The organism is Curtobacterium sp. Csp2 (assembly GCF_013347165.1).
In genome coordinates this window covers 1,756,696-1,779,103 of sequence record NZ_CP054593.1, presented here as the reverse complement: position 1 = coordinate 1,779,103, position 22,408 = coordinate 1,756,696, and the positions used below count along the sequence as shown (strand labels likewise).

At 72.5% G+C, this 22,408-nt stretch carries 21 protein-coding genes; 11 read left to right on the top strand and 10 right to left on the bottom strand.

What is annotated here, in order from left to right; translation table 11 throughout:
- Positions 1–50: 50 nt before the first annotated feature.
- The 3 genes from HUN59_RS08730 (at position 51) to HUN59_RS08720 (ending at position 3,339) form a co-directional block, all read left to right on the top strand.
- Complete coding sequence (locus tag HUN59_RS08730; protein WP_174778127.1) at positions 51–1,208, top strand: sensor histidine kinase; 1,158 nt, start codon at positions 51–53, stop codon at positions 1,206–1,208.
- Entirely contained in the window at positions 1,205–2,527 is a 1,323-nt protein-coding gene (locus tag HUN59_RS08725; protein ID WP_174778126.1) for a hypothetical protein, read from the top strand. The genes HUN59_RS08730 and HUN59_RS08725 overlap by 4 nt, the downstream gene beginning before the upstream one ends.
- A 140-nt stretch (positions 2,528–2,667) precedes the next feature.
- Positions 2,668–3,339: a response regulator transcription factor gene (locus HUN59_RS08720; protein ID WP_058740671.1), complete on the top strand. Its 672-nt coding sequence runs from the start codon at positions 2,668–2,670 to the stop codon at positions 3,337–3,339.
- Between the two features lie 241 nt (positions 3,340–3,580).
- Here HUN59_RS08720 and HUN59_RS08715 read toward each other — a convergent pair whose 3' ends face one another.
- Both HUN59_RS08715 and HUN59_RS08710 read right to left on the bottom strand, forming a co-directional pair.
- Positions 3,581–4,846 carry an MFS transporter gene (locus HUN59_RS08715; protein ID WP_174778125.1) on the bottom strand — a complete coding sequence of 422 codons (1,266 nt, stop codon included), beginning with the start codon at positions 4,844–4,846 and terminating at the stop codon, positions 3,581–3,583.
- Between the two features lie 252 nt (positions 4,847–5,098).
- Positions 5,099–5,278 (bottom strand): hypothetical protein, encoded by a 180-nt coding sequence (locus HUN59_RS08710; RefSeq protein ID WP_174778124.1) that lies wholly within the window; start codon positions 5,276–5,278, stop codon positions 5,099–5,101.
- Positions 5,279–5,401: 123 nt separating this feature from the next.
- Here HUN59_RS08710 and HUN59_RS08705 point away from each other — a divergent pair, with 123 nt between their 5' ends.
- Positions 5,402–5,581 (top strand): hypothetical protein, encoded by a 180-nt coding sequence (locus tag HUN59_RS08705; protein WP_152999383.1) that lies wholly within the window; start codon positions 5,402–5,404, stop codon positions 5,579–5,581.
- Positions 5,582–5,612: 31 nt separating this feature from the next.
- Here the strand turns inward: HUN59_RS08705 and HUN59_RS08700 are convergent, their stop codons facing one another.
- A complete protein-coding gene (locus tag HUN59_RS08700) occupies positions 5,613–5,921 on the bottom strand; it encodes a thiamine-binding protein (protein ID WP_058740675.1) in 309 nt (102 codons plus the stop codon).
- Entirely contained in the window at positions 5,918–7,198 is a 1,281-nt protein-coding gene (locus HUN59_RS08695) for a glycosyltransferase 87 family protein (protein ID WP_174778123.1), read from the bottom strand. The genes HUN59_RS08700 and HUN59_RS08695 overlap by 4 nt, the downstream gene beginning before the upstream one ends.
- Positions 7,199–7,259: 61 nt before the next feature.
- On the opposite strand from HUN59_RS08695, the gene HUN59_RS08690 reads away from it, so the two are divergent.
- A complete protein-coding gene (locus HUN59_RS08690; protein WP_174778122.1) occupies positions 7,260–7,976 on the top strand; it encodes a YceI family protein in 717 nt (238 codons plus the stop codon).
- 4 nt (positions 7,977–7,980) lie between these two features.
- On the opposite strand, the gene HUN59_RS08685 is transcribed toward HUN59_RS08690, so the two are convergent.
- Both HUN59_RS08685 and HUN59_RS08680 read right to left on the bottom strand, forming a co-directional pair.
- Positions 7,981–8,793, bottom strand: coding sequence for a glycoside hydrolase family 16 protein (locus HUN59_RS08685; protein WP_174778121.1), 813 nt, complete (start codon positions 8,791–8,793; stop codon positions 7,981–7,983).
- Between the two features lie 300 nt (positions 8,794–9,093).
- Positions 9,094–9,939 (bottom strand): ADP-dependent NAD(P)H-hydrate dehydratase, encoded by an 846-nt coding sequence (locus HUN59_RS08680; RefSeq protein ID WP_174778120.1) that lies wholly within the window; start codon positions 9,937–9,939, stop codon positions 9,094–9,096.
- 24 nt (positions 9,940–9,963) lie between these two features.
- On the opposite strand from HUN59_RS08680, the gene HUN59_RS08675 reads away from it, so the two are divergent.
- The 4 genes from HUN59_RS08675 to HUN59_RS08660 all read left to right on the top strand — a co-directional run bounded on the left by HUN59_RS08675 (position 9,964) and on the right by HUN59_RS08660 (position 14,304).
- The gene (locus HUN59_RS08675) at positions 9,964–10,599 is read left to right on the top strand and encodes an HAD family hydrolase (protein WP_174778119.1); all 636 of its coding nucleotides are present in this window, start codon (positions 9,964–9,966) and stop codon (positions 10,597–10,599) included.
- Positions 10,596–11,678 (top strand): NADH:flavin oxidoreductase/NADH oxidase, encoded by a 1,083-nt coding sequence (locus tag HUN59_RS08670; RefSeq protein WP_174778118.1) that lies wholly within the window; start codon positions 10,596–10,598, stop codon positions 11,676–11,678. The genes HUN59_RS08675 and HUN59_RS08670 overlap by 4 nt, the downstream gene beginning before the upstream one ends.
- Positions 11,679–11,830: 152 nt before the next feature.
- Complete coding sequence (locus HUN59_RS08665) at positions 11,831–13,216, top strand: hemolysin family protein (protein ID WP_174778117.1); 1,386 nt, start codon at positions 11,831–11,833, stop codon at positions 13,214–13,216.
- The gene (locus HUN59_RS08660) at positions 13,213–14,304 is read left to right on the top strand and encodes a hemolysin family protein (protein WP_231048990.1); all 1,092 of its coding nucleotides are present in this window, start codon (positions 13,213–13,215) and stop codon (positions 14,302–14,304) included. Before HUN59_RS08665 ends, HUN59_RS08660 begins: the two co-directional genes overlap by 4 nt.
- Positions 14,305–14,406: 102 nt before the next feature.
- On the opposite strand, the gene HUN59_RS08655 is transcribed toward HUN59_RS08660, so the two are convergent.
- Entirely contained in the window at positions 14,407–15,846 is a 1,440-nt protein-coding gene (locus HUN59_RS08655) for a GuaB1 family IMP dehydrogenase-related protein (RefSeq protein WP_174778116.1), read from the bottom strand.
- 211 nt (positions 15,847–16,057) lie between these two features.
- On the opposite strand from HUN59_RS08655, the gene HUN59_RS08650 reads away from it, so the two are divergent.
- On the top strand, positions 16,058–19,816 hold the full coding sequence (locus HUN59_RS08650; protein WP_174778115.1) for a multifunctional oxoglutarate decarboxylase/oxoglutarate dehydrogenase thiamine pyrophosphate-binding subunit/dihydrolipoyllysine-residue succinyltransferase subunit: 3,759 nt from the start codon (positions 16,058–16,060) through the stop codon (positions 19,814–19,816).
- Positions 19,817–19,917: 101 nt separating this feature from the next.
- Here HUN59_RS08650 and HUN59_RS08645 read toward each other — a convergent pair whose 3' ends face one another.
- The 3 genes from HUN59_RS08645 to HUN59_RS08635 are packed head-to-tail and all read right to left on the bottom strand — an operon-like array spanning position 19,918 to position 21,441.
- Positions 19,918–20,358 (bottom strand): GNAT family N-acetyltransferase, encoded by a 441-nt coding sequence (locus tag HUN59_RS08645; protein ID WP_144800937.1) that lies wholly within the window; start codon positions 20,356–20,358, stop codon positions 19,918–19,920.
- 52 nt (positions 20,359–20,410) lie between these two features.
- Positions 20,411–20,653, bottom strand: a complete 243-nt coding sequence (locus tag HUN59_RS08640) for a zf-HC2 domain-containing protein (RefSeq protein ID WP_174778114.1) — start codon at positions 20,651–20,653, stop codon at positions 20,411–20,413.
- Positions 20,650–21,441 (bottom strand): sigma-70 family RNA polymerase sigma factor, encoded by a 792-nt coding sequence (locus HUN59_RS08635; RefSeq protein WP_174779430.1) that lies wholly within the window; start codon positions 21,439–21,441, stop codon positions 20,650–20,652. The genes HUN59_RS08640 and HUN59_RS08635 overlap by 4 nt, the downstream gene beginning before the upstream one ends.
- Positions 21,442–21,627: 186 nt before the next feature.
- Between HUN59_RS08635 and HUN59_RS08630 the strand changes: the two genes are divergently transcribed.
- On the top strand, positions 21,628–22,408 hold a 781-nt coding region (locus HUN59_RS08630), incomplete at its 3' end, for a 3-phosphoshikimate 1-carboxyvinyltransferase (protein WP_368076216.1).

Sequence of the window (22,408 nt, the reverse complement as noted above, 5' to 3'; positions counted from 1 at the left end):
ACCGCCCCCGGAACCACCGGAGCGGTGCTGACGTCACCACCAGGACACCGATGGACTTCATCGCACAGGAACGCGACCGCTTGCTGCGGTCGACGACACGTGTCGTGGGTGTCACGTGCGCCCTGGTGTCGGTCGTGGGCATCGTCAGCTCGGCGTCGGTGCCGATCATGCCCCTCCTCGGCGCGCTCGCGTGCATCGCCGTGCTCATCGCCGCGTTCCTGGCCTTCGGTGCGAACGGCTCCCCGTGGTGGAGCGCCCTCGCGTCCGTCTCCGGGCTCGGCGCACTCGCCCTCCTGCTCCTCGGCACGACGCCCGACCAGCGCCCCGTGGTCGCCGCCGCCGTCGTCCCCCTGGCCGCCGGTTCGCTCTCCGCACCGCTCATGGCGCAGCGGGGTTCCCGCCCCGGTCTCGCCCTGACGATCGGCAGCGGCGCCGCCGCGCTCGTCGCGGTCGTGTGGGCGTCCGGCAGCGTGCTGTCCGCCGCCGCGGTCGGGACCGCCCTCGGGTGGATCCTCATCGCCGTGATCACCGTGTGGATCGCCCGCAGCATCCCCCGGGTCGCTCGACGCATCCAGAGCATCGGGACCGCGCACCGCGCCGAACGCCAGGCGAGCGAGACCGAGGCCCAGCGCCGACAGGGTGCCCGTCTCCTGCACGACACCGTGCTCGCGACCCTCACGCTCCTGGCGCACTCCGGTCGCGGGGTCTCCGAGCAGGCCATGCGCGAGCAGGCCGCCGAGGACGCCCGCCTCCTCCGCCACCTCCGGCTCGGTGCGACCCCGCAGCCGCAGCAGTCCGGCGACTACTCGCTCACCCGGCAGGAGGAGTCGCCGCTCGGGCAGACCCTCGAGTCCGTCAAGCAGCGCTTCGGCCGGATGGGGCTCGAGGTCAGCTGGCACGGCACCGGCCAGGTCCTGCTCCCCTCGCACGTGCTCGACGCGTTCCTGCTCGCGCTCGGCGAGTGCCTGGAGAACGTCCGACGGCACGCGGGTGTCGGCGAGGCGCACGTGACGATCGTCCACGACCAGGAGACCGTCCGCGCGATGGTGACGGACTCCGGTGTGGGGTTCGACCTCGGCGCCGTCGGCGCCGAACGACTCGGCTTCAAGGAGAGCGTCGTGAACCGTCTTCGCGAGGTCGGCGGTGACGCCAAGCTCTTCTCGGCGCCCGGCTCCGGGACCACCGTCGTGCTGGAGGCTCCGCGGTGAGCCGCCTGCCGGAGGACACCATCAGCCGCGGCCTGCCCGGCGAGACCGCGGCGGCCGCACCGCGCACCCGCCGCGAGGCCCGGGAGCGCTACCGCGGGACCGACCGGCGACAGGCCCGAGGGCTGCCGTCCACCTCCACCGGCGCGCGCTCGCTCCGCCAAGCCGCGAAGCCCGGGGCGTCCCTCGGCACCGGCTACCTCGGCCTCGGCGCCGCGGTGCTCGCCGCGATCCAGGCCGTCGCCGGCATCGCGCTCTTCCTCGTGCACGCTCCGGGGCTGTCGAACCCGTGGCTCCCGGCCGCCGCGTGGGCGCTCTACCTCGTCGCCGCCGTGTGCGTCTGCCTGAGCCTGATGACCTACGGCGAACGCCTGACCGGCACCGCCTTCGCGCTGATCTGCGTCGTGCTCGCGTGCGTGGTGACGCTCGACTTCGTCGGGATCTTCCCCGAGCACGACCTCGCCCGGACCGCGAGCGCGTCGGTCGCCGCCGGGTTCGCCCTGCTCCCGATCGCCTCGCTGCGCCCCGCGAAGGAGGTCGGGACCGCGATCGTCGTGCTCGGTGCGGCCTTCGTCGCGATGGCGTCGACGTCGACGCCGATCACCCCGGACACCATGCCCGGCCTGGTGTCGATGCTCGCGATCGTCGTGGTCCCGCCGTCCATCGCCCTGTTCGTCGTGCACCGGTTCCGCCAGCTCGTGCAGCGCGAGCTCGACCGCGTGCTCGTGCAGAGCAACGTGCAGGCGCCGCAGTTCGCCGTCGGCATGCTCGCCTCCGACGAGCTCGCCCGGCTCGACCTGGCCGCCGAGAAGCTCCTCGACGCCGTCGCGAACGGGTCCGACCCGCTCCCCCTGTCCGATGCTTCCGCCTCGGTCGCGGCGTCGCTCGCCACCGAGCTCCGCCTGCACCTCATCGAGGGCCGCCGCGAGACCTGGCTCTACCACGCCATCACGGAGTCCGACCACCTCGGTCGCTCGGTCAGCGTCGCCGACCCGCAGGGCCTCGCGGGGCACCTCACCCCCGCGCAGCGCGACGGGCTCCTGCAGGCGCTCTGGCAGATGGTCGGCGACGGCCGGACGAGCCAGCCCGGCGTCCCGGTCGTCTCCGTGACCCTCGGGCCGATCGGTTCCGACGGCCACCCGGTCTCCGACGAACGCATGGACGTGCCGATCGTCTTCGAGTCCCGCGGGGTCCCCCGGCGTCGCCTCGGCCCCACCGCGTGGAGTGCCCTGCAGCGCATCGGTCCGTACACCGACTCGGTCCGCGACGGGGTGCTCACCGTCGTCGCCCACTGCGTCGTCGACCGGCACCCGTCGATGTAGCCCGGCCGCACCGCGCGCCGAGCGACCCGCCCCACGAACGCACCCAGCGGCCGGAGTCCCGGACACCCTGGCCCACCTGCCCGCCACGACCGGTCGCTCCCCCTAGGATCGGCAGGCACGCCCCCGAGAAAGGACGCCTGATGGCGACTCCAGAGGAACCGATCCGACTCGCACTCGTCGACGACCACAAGATGCTCCTCGGCGCACTCACGGAGTGGATCCGCAGCGCCGCCGACGACATCACCCTCGTCGCTGCGGTCACGACCTGGCCCGAGCTCCTGACGAACCCGGCCTTCCCCGTCGACGTCGTCCTGCTGGACCTCGACCTCAAGGACTCCATCCCGGTGTCGTTGAAGATCTCCACGCTCAAGACCGCCGGCGTCAAGACCGTCGTGATGAGCACGTACTCGGAGCCGAACGTCGTCCGCGAGGCCCTCGGCGCCGGCGCCCTCGGCTACCTCGTCAAGAGCGAGGACGCCGACATGATCGTCGAGGCGATCCGTGCCGCGCAGCGCGGCGAGCAGTACGTCTCCGCCGAGCTCGACCTCGCGATCAACAGCGGCGACGTCGGCGGCGTCCCGAAGCTCAGCGCCCAGGAGCGTCGCGTCATGGCGCTGTACGGCGGCGGCGAGCCGGTCAAGAGCGTCGCGTACCAGCTCGGCATCTCGGAGGAGACCGCGAAGAGCTACCTCAAGCGCATCCGCGAGAAGTACCGCGTCGCCGGCTTCGACGTCGGCACGAAGGTCGCGCTGCGGAAGCGGGCGATCACCGACGGCATCATCGTGCAGGACGGCAGCCCGGTCGGGCTGTAGGGACCGCTCGCGGTCCGGCAGACGGCCGCACCGAGCAACCGGACGGGAGGCACGTGGCGACGCCGCCACGTGCCTCCCGTCCGTCCTCCGTGCGCTGTCGACACCCGTGCGCTGTCGACACCTGGGCGCTGTCGAGTGAGCAGAAGCCGTTGGGTCCGTCCGACGGACCCGACGGCTTCTGCTCACTCATCGGACGGCCAGGACCGCCGGGCAGCCGCGCCCGCCGGACGGACGGAACGACTCAGACGGTCGGGACCGGTGCCGTGATCGGACCCGTCGACGGGGACGTCGTGCGCAGCCCCGCACGCCGGACGGTCCGCCGCTCGACGCCGTAGCTCACCGCGGTGACGACCAGGCCGAGCAGGGCGAGGACGATGCCGAGCCACGCCGGCGCGAGGAACCCGAAGCCGGCCGCGATCACCGCGCCGCCGAGGGCCGCACCGAGCGAGTTGCCGATGTTGAACGCGGAGTGGTTGAGCGCCGCCGCGATCGTGCGGGCGTCACCGGCCACGTCCATGAGTCGCGACTGCACCGCCGGGGGGATCGCCGACGAGGTCGCGCCGAGCAGGAACGCACCGAGGAACACGCCCCACGTCCACTGCGCCGTGAAGACCGTGACGAGCAGGGCACCGACGAGGGCGAGCATGCCGAAGTAGATGGTCCGCTTGACGCTCCGGTCCGCCAGGTGCCCGCCGAGGACACCACCGACGACCATGCCGAGGCCGACGACCACCAGGACGAGCGGCACCGCCGACTCGGGCAGCCCCGTGACGTTCTGGACGAGCGGTGAGATGTACGAGTACACGGCGAAGAACCCACCGAACCCGACGGCACCGAGGCCCATCACGATCCACACCTGCGGGGAACGGAACGCCCGCAGCTCGCGGCCGATGGTCGCGTGCTCGTCGCGGGGGCTGCGCGGGACGAAGGCGGCGACCGCCAGGAACGTCAGCGCGAACAGGACCGACACGACCCCGTACGCGATCCGCCAACCGGCGTTCTGCCCGACCCAGGTGATCGCGGGCACACCGACGACGTTCGCGATGGACAGGCCGAGCATGACCATCGCGATGCCCTTGCCCCGCTTGCCGGGTCCCATGATGTCGCCGGCCACGATGGAGGCGATGCCGAAGTACGCGCCGTGCGGCAGACCCGCGACGAAGCGTGCCACGAGGACCAGGCCGAAGCTCGGCAGGACCGCACTCGCGACCGTCGCGACGACGAAGCCCACGAGCAGGACGAGGATCAGGCCCTTGCGCGGGAAGGTCGCGGAGATCGCCGCGATCGTCGGGGCGCCGACGACGACCCCGAGGGCGTAGGCGCTGACGAGCCACCCGGCGTGCGCGACCCCGGCGTCCGGCGAGACGGCGTACTGCTGCGGCAGCAGCGCCTCGGCGATGTTCGGCAGCAGCCCCATCGCGACGAACTCGGTCGAACCGATCGCGAAGCCGCCCATGGCGAGGGCGATGAGGGCGAGCGCGCGGCTCGTCGGGGTGGTGAGCGTCATGCGACCTGTTCTCGTGACGTGGGGTGGGAGGCCCGCCGAGGTCTGGGTCCCGGCCCGGCGCAGCACGGCGCCGGCAGAGGACCGGCCGACTGGGGCGGGACCGGTGCGGGTTCGGCGGCGAACGAGTCGGGCCTGCGATGCAGCCCGTCCCAGCAGTGTAGAACGCTCCAACGGGTCAGCGGAAGCAGCAGGCCGAATCGATTCGACCCCGAACTCGAACGGCCAGCGAGTGGTCGCCCGCGGGAAGAGCCCTCAGGCCGCGCGGCGCTCCTTGTGAGACGCGGCCGACGGCGCCGGCTCGGGCAGCTCGTCCCGGTGCACCCAGCCCGCGCCGCACTCGACGCAGGTCGCCCAGCCGTTCTCGCCCTGCTCGTCCGCGTCGACCACGACCGTCTGCAGGTCGCAGTCAGGGCACCAGCCGTCGTGGGTCATCACGCGCTCCTCGTGGTCGTCGGTCCGGCCGCGGGTGCGGCTCGACGACACCCATGAGACACCCGGCCACCGACATCCCGGGGACCGTGGCGGCGTGTCGGCCGCGGCGGTAGCGTGACGGTCATGTGGTGGTGGATCGGGACCGTGGTCGTACTCGTCGCGCTGTTCGGTCTCTGGCTGTGGATGCACCACCTTACCGACTTCGGCTCGCGGTCACGGGCCTTCGACGGCTCCGATCCGGAGATCGCCGAGGCGCTCCGGCAGGCAGAGCGCGACCAGAACACGGGGCGGATGTACCCGTAGCGGCCGACCAGCCGCCGGCAGTCCCCTCGTCTCAGTCGCCGAGCGCTGCTTCGAGCCGTTCGAGCTTGCCGTCGATCTCACCGGTACGGCCCGGCCGGATGTCGGCCTTCAGCACGAGCGACACCCGCGTGCCGTACGCGGCGACGGCCTCGGTCGCCCGCTTGACGACGTCCATCACCTCGTCCCACTCCCCCTCGAGCTCGGTGAACATCGACGAGGTGCGGTTCGGCAGGCCGGACTCGCGGACGATCCGCACCGCGGCCGCGACCGCGTCGTGCACGGAGCCGTCCGAGGACGCTGCGGGACCACCGGACGGGGCGACGGAGAACGCGACGATCATGCGTCCATCCTGCCCCGCTCGACCCCGACGGGCACGCCACCGTCGGACGCGAGCGCCCGCGACCGCGCGGACCGACCGGACGGCGAGCGTGCCAGCAGGACGAGCCCCCAGACGAGCACCCCGACCTCGAGCAGGTTCCGGATCGTCAGCACCACGAGCACCCAGGGCCGCACCAGGAGCACCTGGTCGTAGAACGTCGGGTAGAAGACCTGGGTGAGCACGGCCGTCACGAGCAGGGCGACCGCGACCGGCACGAACCGCCGGGCGCTGGCACGCCCGGCGACGAGCCCCCACACGACGGGGACCGCGAACCACCCGACGTACTGCGGGGAGCCGACCTTGTTCGTCGCGATGAGCGCAGCGACCAGCACGAGCGCCAGCAGCGGGGCGACCTCGGCACGGCGGGCACCGCGACGGACCGCGACCAGCGCGAGGACGCCCCCGGCGAGCACGGTGACGGCCATCAGCGGCGTGGAGAGCGTGGCGGCCGCGTGCGTCCCGGCCCCGGACACCTCGAAGGTCAGGATCCCGGTGTCGTAGTAGACCGCGGCCCCGGGGACGCCGGACGCCGCCGCCCACATGAACGGCGTCGCGAGCGGGGCCTCGATCTGCAGCGCCCGGCCGCTCTGCTGCGAGACGAAGGACAGCAGGTGCGCCGCTCCCCCGTACAGCACGTCGACCAGGACGATCAGCGCCGTCACGACCAGCGCCCCGGTGAGGACGCCCCGCCGGTGCCCGCGGCGCAGCAGCAGCAGGACCCCGACGAGCGCGGCCGGCCAGACCTTGGTCCACGCGGCGACGGTGAACACCGCCGAGGCGACGGCGGGTCGGGTCGCGACGAACGCCACCCCGACCAGGGCGAGGGCCGTCGCGACGGCGTCGATGCGGCCGAGGGCGATCGGGCCGAGCGCCAGCAGGAACAGCAGCCACCACCAGACCACCCGCACCCCGAGCGCGCGGAACCGCCAGAGGACGGCGACCGCGGCGGCGTCGAGCACGGTCATGAGCAGCAGCCACCCGGTGCCGATCGACGCGGCGCCACCGAGCGCGGCGGCGGCCATGGGCACGATCGCGAACACCGGGTAGACCCAGTCCGAGTCGACACCGACCCAGTAGTGGTCCCGGTGGCCGGCCTCGATCCACTCGCGGTAGGTGCGTGTGACGTCCCCGAGCGGCAGGTTCGGCAGGGACGTGTTCGCCCACCACAGGAACGCGTGCACGAGCACGAACGCGGCGACGAACAGGGCCGCCTCGATCCACCGGAACCGTACCTGCACCGGTCGAGCGTAGCGGGGCGTCGTCCAGGCTCCCCTGAGCGGGACGTGCCACGGTGGCGCCGTGACCGCAGTCCCGCCCCGCCGACGTCCGACCCGCAACCCCGTCGTCTGGGTCGTCCTGGTGGTGGTCGTCGTCTCGGTCCTCGCCGTCGGTGTCGTCGCGGCCACCAGGGCGTACTCGTCGCGAGAGGACGCCAAGGCCTCGGCGACCCCCACGGTCGCCGTGAGCCGCGCGCCGTCGACCCTGGACCCGGCGGACCTGGCGGGCCGCTGGACCGTCGGTGGCGACTCCGAGGCCGGCTACCGCGTGCACGAGGTGCTGAACGGTTCGGACGTCACGGTCACCGGCCGGACCGACAGCGTCAGCGGCGAGGCGACGGTCGCCGGGACCGCGATCACGGCAGCGACCGTCACGGTCCGTGTCGCCGACATCGCGACGGACTCCGCGCAACGCGACTCGTACTTCCGCGACTCCGCCCTCGACGTGGCGGCCTTCCCCACCGCGACCTTCACCCTCGGGGAGCCGATCGCGGACGCCGTCCCGAGCGGCTCCGCCACCACGACCGTCGACGCCCCCGGCGAGCTGACGCTGCACGGCGTGACGCGCTCGGTCACGGCGACGCTGCAGATCGGCCTGGACGGCGACGGCGTGCAGGTGTCCGGCAGCGTGCCCGTGACGTTCGCGGACTACGGCGTGCAGGCACCCGACCTGGGGTTCGTCCGGGTCGAGCCGCGCGGCGCCGTCGAGTTCCTGGTGCACGCGAGCCCCGCCCGCTGACCGCTCAGTCGGTCCAGGTCCGCACCCAGTCGATCTCGAGGTGCCCGGGCGCACCCCAGTCCCCGATCTGGAACATGTACCGATGCGGGGTCGTCGGCACGTGATCGTGCGCCTCGAAGACGAGCTGCGCGTCCACGTAGAACCGCACGGTCCGGCCGGGCTCCCACACCGTCGTGTACGTGTGCCAGTCCCGCCAGGACGCGTCGGTGTGCAGTCCGGCGGCCTGGCGCTCCTGCCCGGGGACCGTCGAGTGCACGAACGCGCCGACGGGTCCGGCGAAGTTCCCCTCCGGGAAGTCGACCTCGCCGTCGGACCACCGGTCCGACGTCGGCCAGAGCATGAAGGCCGCACCGTTGCCGTCGCCGCCGAGCGCCCGCGCCCGGACGCTGAACACCCCGCCGGTGTGCGCCCACGCCCCGTCCGGCGTGCCGAACGTCCCCGCGGCACCGCGCTTCCCGTCCATCGCCACGTCCATGTACCCGTCGTGCGCGCTGACGGTCGGTCCGGACCAGTACTTGCCGCCCATGCCGTCCGGGTACGGCTGCCACGACCCCGCGTACGTCGTCGCGAACGCGCCGCCGGCCGCCGCCGGGGTGTCGAAGTCCTCGGCGAACGTGGGTGGGCCGTCACCGGTGGGCGGCGCGGCGGGTGTCGCCGAGGCCGTCGGTGTGGCACCGCTGACGACGGCGGTGCCGTCGGGGTGCGGCTGCGGCCGCGCGTCGGCGCTCGACACCGCGGACACGGTGAGCGCCGCGAGGGCCGCGGCGGTCAGGACGATCGCCGCTCGGAGGATCTTCGTCGATCGGGTTCGGAGCATGGTGGAGCATCGCTTTCCGGGGCGGCCGCCGGGTCGGGTGGTCCGGCGCACGTCCCTCGCGACGTGTCTACGCCGACCGGACGGTCACCTCGACGTCCCCGCGACCCGGTGGCGGGATCGCTGCGGCTTCCCGACGCACGTGCGGCAACCCGCGAACGGGCTGTCGGCACCGGTGCAGCCCGGTCGCGGTGCCGGTGCACACCGGACTGGAGGCGCGCCACCGGACGCGGGGCGTGCCTCCCGTCCGGTGGTCGACACGTCCGACGGACGGCCGCTGTGCGGACCGGTGGGTCCCGTCGCTCAGGCGGTCGCGTCGCCGGTGGTCACGAGGTCGCGGACGACGCCGGGGAGGGCCGCGACGAGCGCGGTCATCGGGAACGGTCCGCCCCCCGAGGCGCGGCGCGCGGCCGTGCCGTGCACGACCGCGGCGGCCGCGGCGAGGTGCGCGAGCTCCTCCGGTCCGACGGCCGCGCTGCCGGCGCGGGGGACGTCCTCGGCGGTGTGCTCGGCGCCCTCGTCGCGACCCGCGCCGGCCGCCGCGAGCCACGGCGTGGCGGACGAAGCGACCAGGCGCACCGACCCGTCGGGCGTGACGACGTGCGTGTCCGCGCCCTTCAGCAGGACGACGCTCCCGGTCCGCTCGGCGGCACGGAGGGCCGAACCGCGCGGGTCCGCGTCGACCGCCTCACGGTCGACGCGCAGCAGCTTCGCGAGTTCGCCCGCGTGCGGCGTGAGCACCGCGAGCGGCCCGAGGTCGACGAGCGGGATCGCCCCGGCGTCGACGACGACCGGCACGCCGTCGTCCGAGGCGTGCCGGAACGCCTCGGCCGTCGTGTCGTCGAGGTCGTCGAGCGAGGACGCCGAGATGCCGGAACCGACGAGCCACGTCTGCACGCGTCCGACGCCGGCGACGGCCTCGGGTCGGCGGGACAGGACGTGGTCGGTCGCCCGGTCGGGGCCGACGTACCGGACCATGCCGACCCCCGTGTGCACGGCTGCGTCGACACCGAGCACCGCGGCGCCCGGGTAGGCCGCCGACCCCGTCGCGACGCCGAGCACACCGCGGCGGTACTTCGTCGACTCGCCGGTCGGCGCGGTGGTCCAGGCGGCGGCGTCGGACGGGGTGACGGGCACGAAGTCGTTCATCGTCCCCACGTTACGGTGGGGCGCATGAGCCTGTTCCTGCCCGGTCGCGTGGTGGTCTTCGACTACGGCGAGGTGATCAGCAGGACGCCGCACGGCGCGTGGGACGCCCTCGTGCAGGCCACCGGGGTGCCCATGGACGAGCTGCTGCCCGTCTACCAGGAGCTCCGGCACGACCTGGATCGCGGCGACCTGTCCGTGCTGCAGTACTGGCGCGCGATCGGCGCCCGGACGGGCCGGTCCTGGAGCGTCACCGAGGTGCACGGCTTCTGGGCGATCGACTTCACCGGGTGGTTCGCGGTCGAGCAGGAGACCCTCGCGATCGTCGAGGAGCTGCACGACGCCGGCACTCGGCTCGCGCTCCTGTCGAACGCCGGCTTCGACTTCGGCGACCCCTACCGCCGGTCCCCGATGGGGTCGCTCTTCGAGACCGTCGTCGTGAGCGCCGAGGAGCACGTCCTGAAGCCCGACCCGTCCGTCTACCGCACGACGTGCGACCGGCTGGGAATCACGCCGGAGCAGATGGTGTTCGTCGACAACAGGGCCGAGAACGCCGCCGGCGCGGACGCGATCGGGGCGGTCGGCCACCACTACACGTCGCCGGCCGGGCTGCGGGCCTTCCTGCAGGACCTGGCGGCGTCCGCCGAAGGAGCCTCCGCGTGACCCACGCCCTGTTCGACCCGATCACCGTCCGCGACCTGACCGTCCGCAACCGCATCTGGGTCTCCCCGATGTGCCAGTACTCGGTCGAGCGGCAGGACGGCGTCCCGACCCCGTGGCACCTCGTCCACCTCGGCGGGTTCGCCAAGGGCGGTGCCGGTGCGGTCGTGGTCGAGGCGACGGGCGTCGTCCCCGAGGGTCGGATCAGCCCCCAGGACCTCGGGCTGTGGAACGACGAGCAGCGGGACGCGTTCCGGCCGATCGTCGACTTCCTGCACGAGCAGGGCGCCGCGGCCGGCATCCAACTCGCGCACGCCGGGCGCAAGGCGTCGACGTTCCGCCCGTGGGAGGACACGCACGGCTCGGTGCCGGTCGACCAGGGCGGGTGGAGCACCGTCGCGCCCTCGGCCGTGGCCTTCGACGGGTACGCCGCGCCGCGCGAGCTCGAGCCCGAGGACATCCGGGTCGTCGCGCTCGCCTTCGCGGCCGCCGCCCGTCGGGCCGTCGACGCGGGCTTCGACCTCGTCGAGCTGCACGCCGCGCACGGCTACCTGCTCCACCAGTTCCTCTCGCCGCTGTCGAACCGCCGCACGGACGCCTACGGCGGGTCGCTCGAGAACCGGGCCCGTGCGCTCCTCGAGGTGCTCGACGCGGTGCGCGCCGAGGTCGGCGAGGGCTTCCCGGTCGTCGTCCGCTTCTCGGCCACCGACTGGGTCGACGGCGGACTGACCCTGGACGAGACCACGCAGGTCGCGCGCTGGGCGGCCGAGCACGGTGCCGACCTGGCCGACGTGTCGACCGGCGGCAACGTCGCGAGCGCCCCGATCCCGGTGGGCCCCGGCTACCAGGTGCCCTTCGCGGCAGCACTGAAGCGTGACGCGGGCGTCCGGACGATCGCGGTCGGCATGATCTCCGACGCGTTCCAGGCCGAGCAGGTCGTCGCGACCGGACAGGCCGACGTGGTCATGGTGGGGCGCGAGTTCCTCCGCGACCCGGCCTTCCCGCTCCGCGCTGCGGTCGAGCTCGGCGTGCACGTCGACTACGAACCGCAGCAGTACCACCGCGCCCGGGTGACGGCGTAGGCCACCTGGACCTGTACGTCCTCTCGGCTTCCGACGCCCCGGCGCAGTACGATGACCCTCACTGTGGACGATCCTCCGAACGCCTCCTCGCCTCACTCATCCGCCGCTCACTCGGTGAGCAGCACTCCCTCGCGCCCTGCGGGAGGTGAAGAATGAGCCCGATCGACGTCGTCATGCTGATCGGCGGCATCCTGCTGACGCTCGGCACGGGTGTGTTCGTGGCGTCCGAGTTCGCCCTCGTGAACCTCGACCGCGCCGAGGTCGAGGCACGTCGGGACCGCGGCGAGTCCGGCCTCGGGCCGGTCATCGGCGCGCTCAAGGTCACCTCGACGCACCTGTCGAGCGCGCAGCTCGGCATCACGCTGACCACCCTGCTGACCGGCTACCTGCTCGAGCCCTCGATCGCGACCCTGCTCGAGGCGCCGTTCCTCGCACTCGACCTGCCCGAGGCGATCGTCGAGACCGTCGGGTCGATCGTCGCCCTGGTGATCGCGACCCTGCTGTCGATGATCCTCGGCGAGCTCGTCCCGAAGAACTTCGCGCTGGCCCTGCCGCTGCAGACCGCGAAGCTCGTCGTGCCCCTGCAGGTCGCGTTCACGACGGTGTTCAAGCCCGCGGTCGCCGTGCTGAACGGCACCGCGAACGCCGTGCTCCGGTCGATGGGCATCGAACCGCAGGAGGAGCTGTCGGGTGCCCGGAGCGCCGAGGAGCTCAGCTCGCTCCTCCGCCGGTCCGCGTCCGAGGGCTCGCTCGAACAGGACACCGCAACGCTCCTGCAGCGCACCATCGCGTTCTCCGAGCTCAGCGCGAATGACGTGATGACCCCGCGTCCGCGCCTGTCCACGATCCGGGTGTCGGAGTCCGCCGAGGACGTCATCGCGCTGGCCCGCCGCACCGGCTTCAGCCGCTTCCCCGTGATCGAGGAGGACGCGGACGACGTCGTCGGGCTCGTGCACGTCAAGCAGGCCGTCGCCGTGCCGGGCGAGAAGCGTGCCGAGGTCCCCGTCGGCGCGCTCATGACCGAGGCCGAACGCGTCCCGGAGACCATGCCCGGCGACACCCTGCTCGCCGAGGTCCGGAGCCGCGGCTACCAGATGGTCATCGTCGTCGACGAGTACGGCGGCACCGCCGGGGTCGTCACGCTCGAGGACCTCGTCGAGGAGATCGTCGGCGAGGTGTCCGACGAGCACGACCGCGCCAGGATCGACGTCGTCCGCTCCCGCGGGTGGCTGACCTTCCCGGGGCTCCTCCGGCCGGACGAGCTCGAGGACCGCGCCGGCGTGCGCGTCCCCGAGGACGGTCCGTACGAGACCGTCGGCGGGTTCCTCATGTCGACGCTCGGCCGCCTGCCGGTCGTCGGTGACGAGGTCGCGATCGAGGACGGCGTCTTCCGCGTCGAACGCCTGGACGGCCGCCGCATCGACCGCATCCGCTGGACCCCGATCCACCCCGACCCGACGCCGACCGGCAGCACCGCGACCACGCAGCGCCCCGCCACCGGCATCATCATCCCGGCCACGAAGGAGGGCACCCGATGAGTGCCGCAGTGTCGAGCGGGGTCGTCCTGGCCGCCGGCGAGTCCGCCTCGAGCAGTTCCGACTGGTGGGGCATCTTCTGGCTCGTCGTGCTGCTGCTCGGCAACGCCTACTTCGTCGCCGCGGAGTTCGCCGTGATCTCCGCGCGGCGGTCGCAGATCGAACCACGCGCCGAGGCCGGGTCGAAGGCCGCGCAGATGACCCTCTGGGCGATGGAGCACGCGACCCGCATGCTCGCCACCACCCAGCTCGGCATCACGGTCTGCTCGCTGCTCATCCTCAACGTGTCCGAACCGGCGATCCACCACCTGCTCGAGGTCCCGCTCGGCCTGACCGGGTGGAGCGTCGAGGTGATCGGCATCGTCGCGTTCGTGTTCACGCTGCTGCTCGTCTCGTTCCTGCACGTGGTGTTCGGCGAGATGGTGCCGAAGAACATCTCGTTCTCGATGCCCGACCGGGCCGCCCTCGTGCTCGTCCCGACGCTCTGGTACATCGGGCACGCCCTGCACTGGGTCGTCGTCGGCCTGAACGAGGTCGCGAACGCCGTCCTGCGCCTGTTCAAGGTCGAGCCGAAGGACGAGGCCGTGAGCGCCTTCACCGTGGAAGAGGTCCAGACCATCGTGGAGCAGTCCCGCCGCGAGGGCACGCTCACCGACGACGGCAAGCTCGCGATGGCGTTCGAGTTCACCGAGAAGAAGGTCAAGGACGTCGCGGTGCCGATGTCCGAACTCGTCACGCTCCCCGACGACGCCACCCCGGCGGACGTCGAGCGCTCGGTGGCGCAGCGGGGCTTCTCCCGCTACGTGCTCGTCGGCGACGACGGCGACCCGACGGGCTACGTGCACGTCAAGGACGTCATCGACCTGCGTCCGGACGAGTTCGACGACCCGGTGCCGCCGAAGCGGATCCGGCAGCTCATCTCGCTGTACACGGAGATGGACCTCGAGGACGCCCTCGCGACCATGCGGGCCGCCGGGCGGCACGTGGCGCGCGCGTTCGACGCGGACGGGCGGACGCTCGGCGTGCTGTTCCTCGAGGACATCCTCGAGGAGCTGGTCGGCGAGGTCCAGGACGCCACCCGACGGCGCTGACCCGATCCCTTCCCCGAAACGCAACGAGGGCGGTTCCTCGCAGCGGTACTCCGCTGCGAGGAACCGCCCTCGTTGCGTCTTACGCACGGATCGCGTCGCGCGCTACCAGCTGACGGGCAGGGGCTTGCCCTCCTCGTAGCCCGCAGCGGACTGGATCCCGACCAGTGCCCGCTCGGAGAACTCGGCGAGGGACGACGCCCCCGCGTACGTCGCCGAGCTGCGGATGCCCGTGGTGATCATGTCGAGGAGGTCCTCGACGCTCGGGCGCTCGGGGTCGAGGTAGATCGTCGACGACGAGATGCCCTCGGCGAAGAGCGCCTTGCGTGCGCGCTCGTACGGGTCGAGCCGCTCGAACCGCTCCCGCACGGCCTTCGCCGACGCCATGCCCCAGCTCTCCTTGTACGCCTTGCCCGCGGCGTCGCGGCGCAGCACGCCCGGTGCCTCGAGCGTGCCGGCGAACCACGAGCCGATCATGACGGCCGAGGCCCCGGCGGCCAGCGCCAGTGCCACGTCCCGCGGGTAGCGGACGCCGCCGTCGGCCCAGACGTGCGCGCCGAGCGAGCGCGCGGCCGCGGCGGTCTCGAGCACGGCGGAGAACTGCGGTCGGCCGACGGCGGTCATCATGCGCGTGGTGCACATCGCGCCGGGGCCGACACCGACCTTGATGATGCTCGCGCCGGCGTCGACGAAGTGGGCCACGGCGTCCGCGGTGACGACGTTGCCGGCGACGATCGGCAGGCCGAGGCCGAGCGAGGAGACGGTCCGGAGCGCGCGGAGCATGCCCTCCTGGTGTCCGTGCGCGGTGTCGAGGACGAGCACGTCGACGCCGGCGGCCGCGAGGGCCTTCGCCTTGGCGGCGACGTCGCCGTTGATGCCGACCGCGGCTGCGACCCGGAGGCGACCGTCGCCGTCCACGGCGGGCGCGTAGATGTCGGAGCGGATCGCGCTCGTCCGGCTGGTGGTGCCGACGACCCGGCCGTGCCGGACGACCGGGGCGAAGTCGACCTCGGCGGCGGACAGCACGTCGTACACGTGGCGGGGCGAACCGGCGTCGTCGGCGTCGATCGCGGTGGAGGCCCCGTGCAGCAGGTCGCCGAGCGTGGCGTCCGGACCCGCGGTGCCGAGGCGACCGGCGGGCACGCAGCCGAGGTACTCCCCCGACGCGTCCCGCACGACGACCCCGCGGCCCGCGACCGGCAGGAGCTGCTCGAGGGCCTCGGCCACGGTCGTGTCGGCGCCGAGGTCGTAGGGGGTGTCGAAGTCGACCGGCTGGTCCTTGACCCACCGGATCGCGGCGTCGAGGTCCTGCAGGTGCATGTCCTGCGGCAGCACACCGAGCCCGCCGCGCCGGGCGAGCGTGGCGGCCAGCCGTGGGCCGGTCACCGAGTTCATGTTCGCGCTGACGATCGGGATGGTGGCTCCCGTGCCGTCGTTCGTCGAGAGGTCCACGTCGAAGCGGCTCGTCACGCCGGAACGGCTCGGGACGAGGAAGACGTCGGAGTAGGTCAGGTCGTGGGTCGGCCGCGTCTCGTAGAACCTCATGGAGTCCACTGTACGGCTCCGCAGGGGCGCGGGATCCCCGGTCCAGCGGGCGTCCGCGGCCCCGACACGCGCGGGCTGCCGGGAGGCGCGACCCACCCCCGCATCGCACCGGACGGTCATGACGGAACGGCTAGGCTGGCGGGCAGTGCGGAGCAGGGTTGCCCCGCACGACACACACGAGCATCTATCGACGGAGAGTGGGCGATCGGCTGTGTCGAGCCATCTGACGGGTACGGACGAGACCGCGGGCGAATTCGGGGCGAACGAATGGCTCGTCGACGAGCTGTACGAGCAGTTCGTCGCCGACAAGGAGTCGGTGGACAAGTCCTGGTGGCCCGTCCTCGAGAGCTACCACCGGTCGCAGGGCGCCGCAGCCGGCGGGAACTCCCCGGCACCTGCGCAGCAGCAGGCGGTCCCGCAGCCCGAGACGGCCGCGCAGCCCCGGTCCGCCGCGCAGCCCGCGGCCGCGGCGCAGCAGCCAGGCGGCCCGATCCAGGCGAAGACCACGTCGAAGCAGCCGTCGCCGCAGCCGATCCCGGCCGAGGCGAACGACGCCGCCGACGACCACGACGAGACCCACGAGGACGTCGCCACCCCGCTCCGCGGCATGGCGAAGACCCTCGCGTCGAACATGGACGCCTCGCTCACCGTCCCGACCGCCACGAGCGTGCGGACGATCCCGGCGAAGCTCATGATCGACAACCGGATCGTGATCAACAACCACCTGCGCCGGGCCCGGGGCGGCAAGATCTCCTTCACGCACCTGATCGGCTGGGCGATGGTCCAGGCGCTCAAGGACTTCCCGAGCCAGAACGTCTTCTACGAGGAGCGCGACGGCAAGCCCTTCGTCGTCGAGCCCGCGCACGTCGGCCTGGGCATCGCGATCGACGTCCCGAAGAAGGACGGCACGCGCTCGCTCCTCGTCCCGAGCATCAAGCGCGCCGAGACGCTGACGTTCGGCCAGTTCCTCTCCGCCTACGAGGACCTCGTCAAGCGCGCCCGCGACAACAAGCTCACCCCGGCCGACTTCCAGGGCACGACGATCTCGCTGACGAACCCGGGCGGCATCGGCACGGTCCACTCGGTCCCCCGCCTCACGAAGGGCCAGGGGTCGATCATCGGCGCCGGCGCGCTCGAGTACCCGGCGCAGTTCCAGGGCTCCGCGACGAAGACGCTCGTCGAACTCGGCGTCGGCAAGACCATCACGCTGACGAGCACCTACGACCACCGCGTCATCCAGGGCGCCGGGTCGGGCGAGTACCTGAAGAAGGTGCACGAGCGGCTCATCGGCGAGCACGGGTTCTACGAGGGCATCTTCGCCGCGCTCCGGATCCCGTACAAGCCGATCCAGTGGGCGAACGACATCAACGTCGACCTGGCGCACCGGGTCAACAAGACCTCGCGCGTGCAGGAGCTCATCAACAGCTACCGCGTCCGCGGGCACCTGATGGCGGACATCGACCCGCTCGAGTACCGGCAGCGCACGCACCCGGACCTCGAGATCGAGAACCACGGGCTGACGTTCTGGGACCTCGACCGCGAGTTCGTCACGGGCGGTCTCGCCGGCACCACGAACGCGCCGCTCCGCGACGTGCTCGGGATCCTCCGCGACGCCTACTGCCGCACGGTCGGCATCGAGTACATGCACATCCAGGACCCGGAGCAGCGCCGCTGGGTGCAGGCCCACATCGAGGTCCCGTACTCGAAGCCGTCGAAGGACGAGCAGCTCCGCGTCCTCGGCAAGCTCAACGAGGCCGAGGCGTTCGAGACATTCCTGCAGACGAAGTACGTCGGCCAGAAGCGCTTCTCGCTCGAGGGCGGCGAGTCCACCATCGCCTTCCTCGACACGCTCATCCAGCACGCCGCCACCTCCGGCCTGTCCGAGGTCGCGATCGGCATGGCCCACCGCGGCCGCCTGAACGTGCTGACGAACATCGCCGGCAAGACCTACGGCCAGATCTTCCGGGAGTTCGAGGGCTCGTCGCTGCCCGGCGCCGTCTCCGGGCAGGGCTCCGGCGACGTGAAGTACCACGTCGGCACCGAGGGCGTGTTCCGCGCGTCGGACGGCTCGTCGATCCCCGTGACGATCGCGGCGAACCCGTCCCACCTGGAGGCCGTCGACGGCGTGCTCGAGGGCATCGTCCGCGCGAAGCAGGACCGCACGCCCCCGGGCACCTTCGGCGTGCTGCCGGTGCTCGTGCACGGCGACGCGGCCATGGCCGGCCAGGGCGTCGTGGTCGAGACGCTGCAGATGTCGCAGCTCCGCGGCTACCGCACCGGCGGCACCGTCCACCTGGTGATCAACAACCAGGTCGGGTTCACCACCCCGCCGGAGTCCGCCCGCACGTCGGTCTACTCGACCGACGTCGCGAAGACGATCCAGGCGCCGATCTTCCACGTGAACGGCGACGACCCCGAGGCCGTGGCCCGCGTCGCAGAGCTCGCCTTCGCCTACCGCGAGGAGTTCCACCGCGACGTCGTGATCGACCTGGTCTGCTACCGCCGGCGCGGCCACAACGAGGGCGACGACCCCTCGATGACACAGCCGATGATGTACAACCTCATCGAGGCGAAGCGCTCCGTCCGCACCCTGTACACCGAGGCGCTCGTCGGCCGCGGCGACATCACCCAGCAGGAGTACGACGAGGCGCACCGCGACTTCCAGGACCGCCTGGAGCGCGCCTTCGCCGAGACGCACGAGGCACAGACCGGCACGATGCCGGTTGTCACGGGCGACGACGCCGGTGCGGTGGACGGCCTCGAGCGGCCGACCGCACAGCGCGACGACTCCGAGGTGGACGTGCACGAGACCGCGATCTCGGAGGACCTCGTCCGGGCGATCGGCGACGCGCACAGCAACCCGCCCGCCGGGTTCCAGGTGCACCCGAAGCTCCAGCAGCTCCTCACCAAGCGCACCGAGATGACCCGCTCCGGCGGCATCGACTGGGCGATGGCCGAGCTCATGGCGATCGGGTCCGTGCTCGTCGAGGGCAAGCCAGTCCGACTCGTCGGCCAGGACGCCCGCCGCGGCACGTTCGTCCAGCGCCAGGCGGTCTTCCACGACCGGTCGAACGGCCAGGAGTGGCTGCCGCTCGCGAACGTCAGCGAGGACCAGGCGCGCTTCATGATCTACGACTCGCTGCTCAGCGAGTACGCGGCGATGGCGTTCGAGTACGGCTACTCGGTCGAGCGTCCCGAGGCGCTCGTGCTCTGGGAGGCCCAGTTCGGCGACTTCGCCAACGGCGCCCAGACCGTGATCGACGAGTTCATCTCGTCGGCCGAGCAGAAGTGGGGGCAGCGCTCCGGCCTGGTCCTGCTGCTGCCGCACGGCTACGAGGGCCAGGGGCCGGACCACTCCTCGGCACGTATCGAGCGGTACCTGCAGCTCTGCGCCGAGGACAACATGATCGTCGCGCGTCCGTCGACGCCGGCGTCGTGGTTCCACCTGCTCCGCCGTCAGGCGTGGGCGCGCCCGCAGAAGCCGCTCGTCGTGTTCACGCCGAAGGCGATGCTCCGACTCCGCCAGGCGACGAGCCCGGTCGAGGCCTTCACGAGCGGCACGTTCCACGCGGTCCTGGACGACGACCGCGTGGCCGACAAGGGCACCGTGCGCCGCGTCGTGCTGCACTCCGGCAAGGTCCACCACGACCTGCGCGCCGAGCTCGAGAAGCAGGGCCGCTCCGACGTCGCCCTGGTCCGGCTCGAGCAGCTCGCACCGCTCCCCCTCGACGACCTGCTCGCGGTCCTCTCGGGCTACCCGGACGCCGAGGTCGTGTGGGCCCAGGAGGAGCCCGAGAACCAGGGTGCCTGGCCGTTCGTCTGCATGGGGCTCTCGCCGCACCTCGACGGTCGGCCGCTCTCGGTCGCGGCTCGTCCGGCCAGCGCCGCCCCGGCGACCGGTTCGTCGAAGCGCTCCGCGCAGGAGGCCTCGGACGTGATCCGCCGGGCCCTCGGCTCGGCGCAGCACTGACACCGCACCGCACCGCACCGCACCACACCACACCACACCGCGAAGCCGACACGGCCCGCCCCGGTCCTCCGGGGCGGGCCGCGCTCGTGTCGGGCTCGGTGCTACCGGAGCTTCGTGTACCGCACCCCGGCCTCGTGGTACCCGCGCTTCTGGTAGAAGCGGTGCGCGCTGTCCGTCGCCGCCGCGGAGACGGCGCTCAGGCGCCTCGCGCCCTGCTCACGCGCCCACGTCTCGAAGGTGTCGATGAGCGCGGAACCCGTCCCGTGCCTCCTGGCCGTGGGGTCGACCACCAGCAGCAGGAGCTGCGCCGTCGGCTCGTCGCTCGCGTAGGACCACGTGACCTGCGCACCCGCCACCGCGACGGCGCGCCCGTCGTCGCCGCGGACGAGCCACGTGCGGTGCCCCGCTGCGGGCGTGAGCCGCTCGAGCCGTGCGCGCATCTCGGGCTCGTCGACGACGTGTCCGAGCAGGCGGACGAGGGCGGTGACGTCGGCGACGTCCGTGTCGGACCAGGTGGTGATCGACTCGGCGGTGAGGGTCATGGGGCGACCCTACCGAGCACGGGCGACGTGTGACGACACGCCGCAGCGACGGTCAGTGGCTCGCCTGCTCCACCCGGATGCGCGCGAGGATCTCGGTGCGGAGCTGCTCCGGAGCCGTCTCCTTGCACGCGCGCTTCACGGTCTCCATGAGGACGACGCCGACGCGGTGCTCGCTCGTGCAGTCCTCGCAGGACTCCATGTGCTCGCGGATGTCCGCGGCGTCCTCGCGGCAGAGCTCGTCGTGCAGGAACTCCTCGAGCTCGGCCTTCGCCTTCGAGCAGTCGCAGCCGCTCATCGTGCGTCCTTCCCGTCGGAGCGACCAGTGGTCGCCGGTGTCTTCCGGCCGCGTCCGCGCATCGTCGCCGTCGACGCTGCGTCCGGGACGATGCCGGTCTCGCGTGCGTGGTCCGCCAGGAGCCCGCGGAGGAGCCGGCGGCCACGGTGGAGACGGCTCATGACCGTCCCCACGGGGGTCTTCATGATGTCGGCGATCTCCTGGTAGGAGAAGCCCTCGACGTCCGCGAAGTACACGGCCATCCGGAAGTCCTCGGGGATCGACTGGAGCGCGTCCTTCACGGCGGAGGACGGCAGGTGGTCGATCGCGTCGGCCTCGGCGGAGCGGGCGGACACCGACTGGGTGACGCTCTCCGCGCCGCCGAGCTGCCAGTCCTCGAGCTCGTCGATGGTGCCCTGGTACGGGTTCCGCTGGTTCTTGCGGTACGTGTTGATGAACGTGTTCGTCAGGATCCGGTACAGCCAGGCCTTCAGGTTCGTACCCTGGCGGAACTGCCGGAACGCGGCGTACGCCTTGACGAAGGTCTCCTGCACCAGGTCCGAGGCGTCGGCGGGGTTGCGGGTCATCCGCATCGCGGCGCCGTAGAGCTGGTCCATGAAGGGCAGCGCCTGGGTCTCGAACAGCGACCGCAGCTCGGACTCCGACACGGTCTTCTCGTCGGCGGGCTCGGCCAGTTCCTCGGCCGCGGCCTCGGCCTCGGCCTCGGCCGCTTCGGAGACCGCGTCGAGCTGCTCCTCGGTCTCCTCGACCAGGTCGTGCGGTGCTGCCTGCGGCTCGTCGGAGGTCATCGCGTCCCAGTCTAGGCGGACGGTCCCGACCTGCCCGGCGGCCACGAGCGTGCCCGCCGCCCCGCGCGAGCCGGGTACGACCGCGTCGTCGAGCGTCGTGACCGTGTCCCGCAACCGTGTCGACGGTCGCGCCAGTGTTGCTGTCGCCAATGGTCCTCCCGGTGCGTTCAGTACCCTGGTGAACCGATGGCCGACACGACGCATTCCCAGCAGCCCGATCCGTGGATCGCCCCGCGTGCGCGCGGGCCCCTGCACGGGGACGTCGCGCTCCCCGGCTCGAAGTCCCTCACGAACCGGGAGCTCGTGCTCGCCGCCCTCGCGGACGGCCCGTCGACCATCCGGCTCCCCCTGCACTCCCGCGACTCCGCACTCATGGTCGCGGGGCTCCGGCAGCTCGGCGTCGGCATCGAGGAACTCGAGCCGGCGCCCGGCACCGAGCCGAACCCGTACGGCCCCGACCTCCGGATCATCCCCGCCCCGATGCACGGCGGCGTCCGGGTGGACTGCGGGCTCGCCGGCACCGTGATGCGCTTCCTGCCCCCGCTCGCCGCCCTCGCCGCCGGGCCGGTCACGATCGACGGCGACCCCTACGCCCGGAAGCGGCCGATGGGCGCGATCATCCGCGCGCTCGTCGACCTCGGCGTGGACGTCACCGACGACGGCGACGGCGCGATGCCGTTCACGTTCACCGGGACCGGCTCGATCAGGGGCGGCGCGCTCACCATCGACGCGAGCGCGTCGTCGCAGTTCGTCTCCGGCCTGCTCCTCTCGGCGCCGCGCTTCGAGGAGGGCCTGCACCTCACCCACGTCGGCGACCGACTCCCGAGCCTGCCGCACATCGACATGACCGTCGCCGCGCTCCGCGCCCGCGGCGTCCGCGTCGACCAGCCGTCCGTCGGTGAGTGGGTCGTGCACCCCGGCCCGATCGCCGCGCGCGACGTCACGATCGAGCCCGACCTGTCGAACG